Below are 822 nucleotides of genomic sequence, written 5' to 3' on the forward strand. Positions count from 1 at the left end.
CCTCGCAATCTGGAGACGTTGCCAATGAACGAAGCGCTGGATCAACTCATCGACGGGATCAATGTCGCCTGGACCGAGCAGGACATAACCGACGCCCTTTGCGGCTTCACTGAGCGGTGCGGGCTTGCGTGGTTTGCCTATGTCGATACGACATTTCCCTTTGGCGCCGCCTATACCAACTATCCCGAAGCGTGGCAGCAGGAGTACATGACCGGCCAATACCTACGCTTTGATCCGGTCATGGCGCAGGCGCGCCGGTTGATGCGGCCCTTCACCTGGGAAAACGGCGAGGCGCTCGGTGGCGACCTCAACGTCCGGCAGTTCTGGCGGAGTGCTCGCAAGCACGGTATCGGCGCCGGTCTTACCATCCCCATCCGCAGCCCGTTTGGCAACATCGCCGTCTTGACGTTCGCGGGCTCCGTCTGGCCGGATGCCGCGACACCGATCGATGAGTTCAAGGCCATTGCTGCCGTCGCCTACGTTCACGCGCGGGTGGCCATGTGTCAGCCCGGCCTGCTCAGGGCCCCCGACGTCGCACTCTCGGCGCGCGAAACCGAATGCCTGGCCTGGGCGTCACTGGGCAAATCGATGGCCATGACCGCTGACCTCATTGGCATGCAACCGTGCACAGTCAAATTCTACCTCGACAGAGCGCGCACCAAGCTCGGCGCCTATAACCTCGTCAACGCCGTCTATCAGGCAGCGCGCCAGCAACTCATCTGACGGGAGGCCGCGCTTGACCTCGTTTGCTGCGCTCTGAGCAACAACTGGCCGAAGCACGCTGCTCAACAAGCAGCCGGCATCGTTCAATCCGGCTATTGC

Annotated in this window: 1 protein-coding gene; it reads left to right on the forward strand. The window is 62.2% G+C overall.

Annotated elements, in window-relative coordinates:
• The coding region (locus C6558_RS38795; RefSeq protein WP_210205732.1) for a LuxR family transcriptional regulator at positions 1-723 on the forward strand (723 nt) is incomplete at its 5' end.
• Positions 724-822: the final 99 nt, after the last annotated feature.

It is taken from the genome of Ensifer sp. NM-2 (assembly GCF_003024455.1).
Classification (GTDB): Bacteria; Pseudomonadota; Alphaproteobacteria; order Rhizobiales; family Rhizobiaceae; genus Ensifer; species Ensifer canadensis.